Source organism: Aeromonas sp. ZOR0002 (genome assembly GCF_963866995.1).
GTDB lineage: Bacteria > Pseudomonadota > Gammaproteobacteria > Enterobacterales > Aeromonadaceae > Aeromonas > Aeromonas caviae.
The window spans coordinates 1-5,969 of record NZ_CAWMFQ010000023.1; the positions used below are offsets into that span (position 1 = coordinate 1).

A 5,969-nucleotide genomic window follows, 5' to 3' on the forward strand; every position below is an offset into this window, starting at 1 on the left:
CGTAAAGCCCGGCGCCGCTTTGTCAACATCTGCGCGAGTCAGCTGGCCTGGATGGGGGCCGTCACGTACTTGAACAGGAAATCCGTCACCTCTTCCCGGCTCGGACGCTGCGGCTGATTGATCATCTGCATCATCACATAGCCAAAACCGGTCAGGGAGCGGGCCAGATCCTGCGCCGACAGCACGCTCTGGATCTCGCCGTTGTCGATGGCCCGTTGCAGGTGGGGGGCAATGCGCTCCAGCGCCTTGTCCAGCAGCCGGGTGTAGCGAGGCCACACTTCTTCCCGCACCGAGGAGCTCCACTCCAGCCAGATGCTGGCGTGATCGGGCTTGTCATAGGCGGCGTCAACGAACAGCTTCACGTGGCGGTGAATGCTCTCCCTGGCGGAGCCCTGACCGTTGTAGGCCTGTTCGAGGATCTGCTGTACGAAGGCTTCGATTTCTGTCAGCACTTCGTCGACCAGATCTTCACGAGTATTGAAATAGTTAAAAACGGTCGCAACCGAGACCTTTGCCTGTTCGGCTATCTCGGCATGCCCCGCACGGCCGATGCCGCGACGGGAAAATACCTCGACGGCACACTCCATCAATTGATCACGGCGAGCCTCCGGCGAAAGCCGGGTTCGACGTCTTATTTCTGCGCGTGGTTCCATAGTTTTTTCATCTAATAGTTATTGATTATGGTGTTTATAGTATTGTCACCGATAATGCCCGAAGGCTTGCTAACTCTATCAATTAAAATAAGCCGATAAAAGCATCACGTATGCCTGACGCCCACTGGTTGGAGTGGTAGAATCCTCGGTTTTGACGTTAATGAACGGCCAATAACCCTTTGGTCATTATTGGAGTATGTGATGAAACACATTGTCGAGGTGATGATCCCCGAGGCCGAGGTTGCAGCCCGGATCGCCACGCTGGGTGAAGAGATTACCGCCCGTTACCAGGGCTCCGAGGAAGTGGTCATGATCGGCCTGTTGCGCGGCTCCTGCGTCTTCCTGGCGGATCTCTGCCGTCAGTGCCAGTTGCCCATCACCCTGGACTTTATGACTGCCTCCAGCTATGGCTCCGGCATGCACAGCACCCGTGACGTGCGCATCCTCAAGGATCTGGATGACGACATCAAAGGCAAGGACGTGGTGATCGTCGAGGACATCATCGACACCGGTTACACCCTCAACAAGGTGCGCGAGATCCTCTCCCTGCGCGAGCCGAAATCCCTGGCCATCTGCACCCTGCTGGACAAACCGTCCCGCCGCGAGGTTCAGGTGCCGGTGGACTGGCTTGGCTTCTCCATCCCGGACGAGTTCGTGGTGGGCTGTGGCATTGACTACGCCCAGAAGTACCGTAACCTGCCTTTCATTGGCAAGGTGGTACCGCAAGAGTAAGCCGGGTCCGAAGTAGCAAGGCAGGCTGGCCGGCCCGCCATCGACTGTCTTCAGGCGGCGTCACAGCCGCCTTTTCTGTCTCGAGATGGGCTCATCCATCACAGGGGTTGCAATGAACGCATTGGAAATCAGCGGTCTGAAGAAGACCTATCAGGGGGGCGTCGAAGCCCTCAAGGGCATCGATCTCACCGTCAAACAGGGGGATTTCTTCGCCCTGCTCGGTCCCAACGGGGCGGGCAAATCCACCACCATCGGAGTGATCAGCTCACTGGTCAACAAGAGTGCCGGCAAGGTGAAGGTATTCGGTCATGACATCGATACCGATCTGGAGCTGGCCAAGTCCCAGCTCGGCCTGGTGCCCCAGGAGTTCAACTTCAGCCAGTTCGAGAAGGTGAGCCAGATAGTGACTCACCAGGCCGGTTTCTATGGAGTGCCGCGGGCCGAGGCCAAGGTGCGCGCCGAGAAGTACCTGCGCCAGCTCGATCTGTGGGACAAGCGCGACATGGCAGCCCGCACTCTCTCCGGTGGCATGAAGCGCCGGTTGATGATCGCCCGCGCCCTGATGCATGAGCCCAAGTTGCTGATCCTGGATGAGCCGACCGCCGGGGTGGACATCGAGATCCGCCGTTCCATGTGGAGTTTCCTCAAGGATCTCAACGAGCAGGGGGTGACCATCATCCTGACCACCCACTACCTGGAAGAGGCCGAGATGCTGTGCCGCAACATCGGCATCATCGACAAGGGCCGTCTCATCGAGAACACCAGCATGAAGAGCCTGCTCGGCAAGCTGGGTCGCGAGACCTTCCTGCTGGATCTGGTGCCGGGCTCCACCGTGCCGGCCCTGCCCGAGTTCAACGGCCGGATGCAGGATGAGAACACCCTGGAAGTGGAGCTGGAGAAGAGCCAGTCCCTCAACAGCCTGTTCGAGCAGCTCTCCGCCCAGGGGGTGAAGGTGCTCAGCATGCGCAACAAGGCGAACCGGCTGGAAGAGCTGTTCGTCAATCTGGTAGAGGAGGGTCGCAAAGCATGAACCCCATGACCTATTACATCGCCTTCAAGAGCATTCTGGCCAAGGAAGTGAGCCGCTTCACCCGGATCTGGATCCAGACCCTGGTGCCGCCCGCCATCACCATGAGCCTCTACTTCGTCATCTTCGGCAACCTCATCGGCTCGCGCATCGGCGACATGGGGGGCTTCAGCTACATGGAGTTCATCGTACCCGGCCTCATCATGATGTCGGTCATCACCAACTCCTACTCCAACGTCGCCTCCTCCTTCTACAGCGCCAAGTTCCAGCGCAACGTGGAGGAGCTGCTGGTGGCGCCGGTGCCCAACTACATCATCATCGCGGGGTATGTGGGCGGTGGCGTGGCGCGCGGCCTCTGTGTCGGCCTCATCGTCACCCTGGTGTCGCTGTTCTTCGTGCCGCTGCAGATCCATCACCTGTTCAGCGTCTGCGTGACCGTGCTGCTCACCTCCATCCTCTTCTCCCTGGGGGGGCTCATCAACGCGGTGTTCGCGAAGTCGTTCGATGACATCAGCATCATCCCGACCTTCATCCTGACTCCCCTGACCTATCTGGGGGGCGTCTTCTACTCCATCACCCTGCTGCCGCCGTTCTGGCAGGGGGTTTCCCAGGTGAACCCCATCATCTACATGGTGAATGCGTTCCGCTACGGCTTCCTCGGGATCTCCGACGTGCCCCTCGGCACCGCCTATCTCATCATCATCGGCTTCATCCTGGTGCTCTACGGGATGGCCTGGTGGCTCATCTCCCGCGGCACCGGTCTGCGCCACTGAGGCGCAGCACCTGCCAGCAAAAAGGCGCCCTCGGGCGCCTTTTTATTTGCACATGTCGGCCTCAGAGGGCCGGGGCGTCGTAGTCCGCGGGCTCGTCGCTGTAGACGCAGACGTTCCACTTGGCCGCGAGGCCATCATCCGCGAGGCAGTAGCGCTCGAAGAAGGCCTTGATACCGGCGCGCTGGCAGTGGGCCTCGAAGCTCGCCATGTCGCGCCAGATCTCGTTGAAGACGATGGGGAAGCTCTCCCCCTCGGCAAAGGGGCTCTGGATATGGCGGGTGACGATGTACTGCAGGCAGCCATCTTCACGCAGGGTGTCGGGTTCGAGCCCTTGCAGGACGCGGAACAGGGCCTGCTCCTGGCCCGGCTTGGGCTGGAACTGGGCGATGCAGTAAACCTTCTTGGACATCGTGGTCTCCTTGCCGTGTCTCAACCCCGCAGGGCGACGACCCGGTTGTCGATGAGGCGGGCCTTGCCCAGATAGGCGGCCATCAGGATCACCAGGCGCTGGCTCTCGGCGCTGGCGGATTCCAGGGTGTCGGCATCGACGATGTCGATGGCATCCGTCCTGAATCCCGCGTTGTCGAGGCGTTGGCTGGCCTGGGCAACCAGGGAGGGGAGGTGACTGTTCCCCGCTTCAATCTGCTCGGCAATCCAGTTCATGGTGCGCGCGAGCTCGGGGGCGATGGCCCGTTCGGCAGCGGTCAGATAGCCGTTGCGCGAAGAGAGGGCCAGCCCGTCTTCGGCCCGCACGGTCGGCACGCCCACGATCTCGATGGGCATGGCCATGTCGGCCACCATCTTGCGAATGAGCGCAAGCTGCTGGTAATCCTTCTCGCCAAAGCAGGCCACGTTCGGCTGTACCAGATTGAACAGCTTGGTGACCACGGTGCTGACCCCGCGAAAATGCCCCGGACGCAGCGCCCCTTCCAGCAGGCTGGAGATGCCGGGCACCTCGACGAAGGTCTGGCTGGCGAGCCCCTGGGGATACATGATCTCCGGCGTCGGGGTGAAGACCAGGTCCACACCGGCGGCCTCCAGGGCGGCGCAATCCTGCTCCAGGGTGCGGGGGTAGTTGGCGAGATCCTCGGCCTTGTCGAACTGCAAGGGGTTCACAAAGATGCTGACCACCACCTTGTCACCATGGCGGCGGGCCTCCTCGACCAGGGTGAGATGACCCTGATGCAGATTGCCCATGGTGGGCACGAATGCGATGGCGCGGCCTTCGCGATGCCATTGACCGATCTGCTCGCGCAGCGCGGCGGGATTGTTCACAACCAACATCGTCAGTTCACCTTCAGATGAATCAATAAAAGAGGGGGTCGTCAGGGGGGAGGGCGAGACGGGGGCACAGGCCCCCGCGCGCATGACGACAGAAAGTCAGTTGAAGCAGTGCTCGGGGCCGGGGAAGGTCCCCTCGCTCACTTGCTGCACGTAGAGACGAATGGCGGCACGCATGTCACCGGTCTCGGCCAGGAAGTTCTTGGTGAACTTGGGCACATAACCTGAGGTGATGCCGAAGGCATCGTGCATCACCAGGATCTGGCCGTCGGTGGCAGGGCCGGCACCGATGCCGATCACCGGAATGCGCAGCGCCTTGGTGATGCGCTCTGCCAGAGAGACGGGCACGCACTCGAGCACCAGCAACTGGATGCCGGCCGCTTGCAGCTCCAGCGCCTGGCGGTAGATCTCCTGGGCGTGGAACTCGTCGCGCCCCTGCACCTTGAAGCCGCCAAACACGTGGACGGATTGCGGGGTCAGGCCGAGATGGCCGCACACCGGCACCCCGTTACGGGTCAGGTGGCGGATGGAGTCGCACAGCCAGTCCCCCCCTTCCATCTTCACCATGCGGGCACCGGCCGCCATCAGGCGCGCCGCGTTCTGGTAGGTCTGCTCCGGGGTGGCGTAGCTCATGAACGGCATGTCGGTCACCACCAGGGCATTGGTGGTACCGCGCACCACGCAGCGGGTGTGATAGACCATCTCGTCCATGCTGACCGCCAGGGTGTCGTCTCCGCCCTGCAATACCATGCCGAGGGAGTCGCCGATGAGCAGCACCTGGGCGCCCTCGTCGTCGAACAGCTTGGCGAAGGTGGCGTCATAGGCGGTGATGGCGGTGATTTTCTGTCCGTCCTGCTTCATCTTCTGCAGGTGGGTAATGGTGATCTTGCTCATTACGTTGTTCCTACTCTTCTCTACTCGCCTGCTGCACCGGCCTGGATCGCGAGTCCATTGCGCGGGCAGCGGGCAACCAGTTCGGTGAGCGGGGTGCCGCAGGGCAGCACCAGGGAGGGGGCTATCTCGGCAAGGGGCAGCAGGACGAACTCCCGCTCCTTCATGCCATAGTGAGGCACCGTCAGGCGCTCATGTCGGATGACCTCGTCGCCGTACAGCAGCAGATCGAGATCCAGGGTCCGGGGGCCCCAGCGCTCATCTTTGCGCACTCGCCCCTGTGCCTGCTCGATGCGCTGCAGCTCGTCCAGCAGCGCCAGAGGGCTGAGGCGAGTGGCAAGGCGCGCCACGGCATTGATGTAGTCCGGCTGATCCGCAGGGCCCATGGGGCGGCTGCCGTAAAGGTGGGAGGTCTGCAGCAGCTCGGACTCAGGCAGGGTCGCCAGCGCGGCGATGGCGCGACGAGCCTGGCCGAGGGGGTCGGCCAGGTTGGAGCCGATGGCGACGAAGACCTCGATCATCGGCGGATCCTTACTCTGCCGACTTCGGCTTGCGGCGACGGGGGCGACGGCGGTTGCGGCCATTGCCGCTGCGTTTCTCGCCATCACCGCT

Annotated in this window: 8 protein-coding genes; 3 read left to right on the forward strand and 5 right to left on the reverse strand. The window is 62.0% G+C overall.

The window, feature by feature from the left end:
* Nucleotides 1-38: 38 nt before the first annotated feature.
* Nucleotides 39-653 (reverse strand): TetR/AcrR family transcriptional regulator, encoded by a 615-nt coding sequence (locus AACR77_RS01580; RefSeq protein WP_029314803.1) that lies wholly within the window; start codon nt 651-653, stop codon nt 39-41.
* A gap of 201 nt (nt 654-854) precedes the next feature.
* Here AACR77_RS01580 and hpt point away from each other — a divergent pair, with 201 nt between their 5' ends.
* The 3 genes from hpt to AACR77_RS01595 all read left to right on the forward strand — a co-directional run bounded on the left by hpt (nt 855) and on the right by AACR77_RS01595 (nt 3,185).
* Nucleotides 855-1,385, forward strand: coding sequence for a hypoxanthine phosphoribosyltransferase (gene hpt / locus AACR77_RS01585; RefSeq protein WP_010675579.1), 531 nt, complete (start codon nt 855-857; stop codon nt 1,383-1,385).
* A gap of 112 nt (nt 1,386-1,497) precedes the next feature.
* Nucleotides 1,498-2,415 carry an ABC transporter ATP-binding protein gene (locus AACR77_RS01590; protein ID WP_039040845.1) on the forward strand — a complete coding sequence of 306 codons (918 nt, stop codon included), beginning with the start codon at nt 1,498-1,500 and terminating at the stop codon, nt 2,413-2,415.
* Nucleotides 2,412-3,185, forward strand: coding sequence for an ABC transporter permease (locus AACR77_RS01595; RefSeq protein WP_010675577.1), 774 nt, complete (start codon nt 2,412-2,414; stop codon nt 3,183-3,185). The genes AACR77_RS01590 and AACR77_RS01595 overlap by 4 nt, the downstream gene beginning before the upstream one ends.
* A 61-nt stretch (nt 3,186-3,246) precedes the next feature.
* Here AACR77_RS01595 and AACR77_RS01600 read toward each other — a convergent pair whose 3' ends face one another.
* The 4 genes from AACR77_RS01600 to folK form a co-directional block, all read right to left on the reverse strand.
* On the reverse strand, nt 3,247-3,594 hold the full coding sequence (locus tag AACR77_RS01600) for a putative quinol monooxygenase (RefSeq protein WP_010675576.1): 348 nt from the start codon (nt 3,592-3,594) through the stop codon (nt 3,247-3,249).
* Between the two features lie 20 nt (nt 3,595-3,614).
* Entirely contained in the window at nt 3,615-4,469 is an 855-nt protein-coding gene (panC, locus tag AACR77_RS01605; protein ID WP_010675575.1) for a pantoate--beta-alanine ligase, read from the reverse strand.
* Nucleotides 4,470-4,565: 96 nt separating this feature from the next.
* Nucleotides 4,566-5,360, reverse strand: a complete 795-nt coding sequence (gene panB, locus AACR77_RS01610) for a 3-methyl-2-oxobutanoate hydroxymethyltransferase (protein WP_042864977.1) — start codon at nt 5,358-5,360, stop codon at nt 4,566-4,568.
* A gap of 20 nt (nt 5,361-5,380) precedes the next feature.
* The gene (gene folK / locus AACR77_RS01615; protein ID WP_042879389.1) at nt 5,381-5,878 is read right to left on the reverse strand and encodes a 2-amino-4-hydroxy-6-hydroxymethyldihydropteridine diphosphokinase; all 498 of its coding nucleotides are present in this window, start codon (nt 5,876-5,878) and stop codon (nt 5,381-5,383) included.
* Between the last annotated feature and the right edge of the window lie 91 nt (nt 5,879-5,969).

Coding starts and splice junctions, on each gene's coding strand:
- AACR77_RS01580 (WP_029314803.1), bottom strand. CDS start 653: ATGGAACCACGCGCAGAAATAAGACGTCGAACCCGGCTTTCGCCGGAG.
- panC (WP_010675575.1), bottom strand. CDS start 4,469: ATGTTGGTTGTGAACAATCCCGCCGCGCTGCGCGAGCAGATCGGTCAA.
- AACR77_RS01590 (WP_039040845.1), top strand. CDS start 1,498: ATGAACGCATTGGAAATCAGCGGTCTGAAGAAGACCTATCAGGGGGGC.
- hpt (WP_010675579.1), top strand. CDS start 855: ATGAAACACATTGTCGAGGTGATGATCCCCGAGGCCGAGGTTGCAGCC.
- folK (WP_042879389.1), bottom strand. CDS start 5,878: ATGATCGAGGTCTTCGTCGCCATCGGCTCCAACCTGGCCGACCCCCTC.
- AACR77_RS01600 (WP_010675576.1), bottom strand. CDS start 3,594: ATGTCCAAGAAGGTTTACTGCATCGCCCAGTTCCAGCCCAAGCCGGGC.
- AACR77_RS01595 (WP_010675577.1), top strand. CDS start 2,412: ATGAACCCCATGACCTATTACATCGCCTTCAAGAGCATTCTGGCCAAG.
- panB (WP_042864977.1), bottom strand. CDS start 5,360: ATGAGCAAGATCACCATTACCCACCTGCAGAAGATGAAGCAGGACGGA.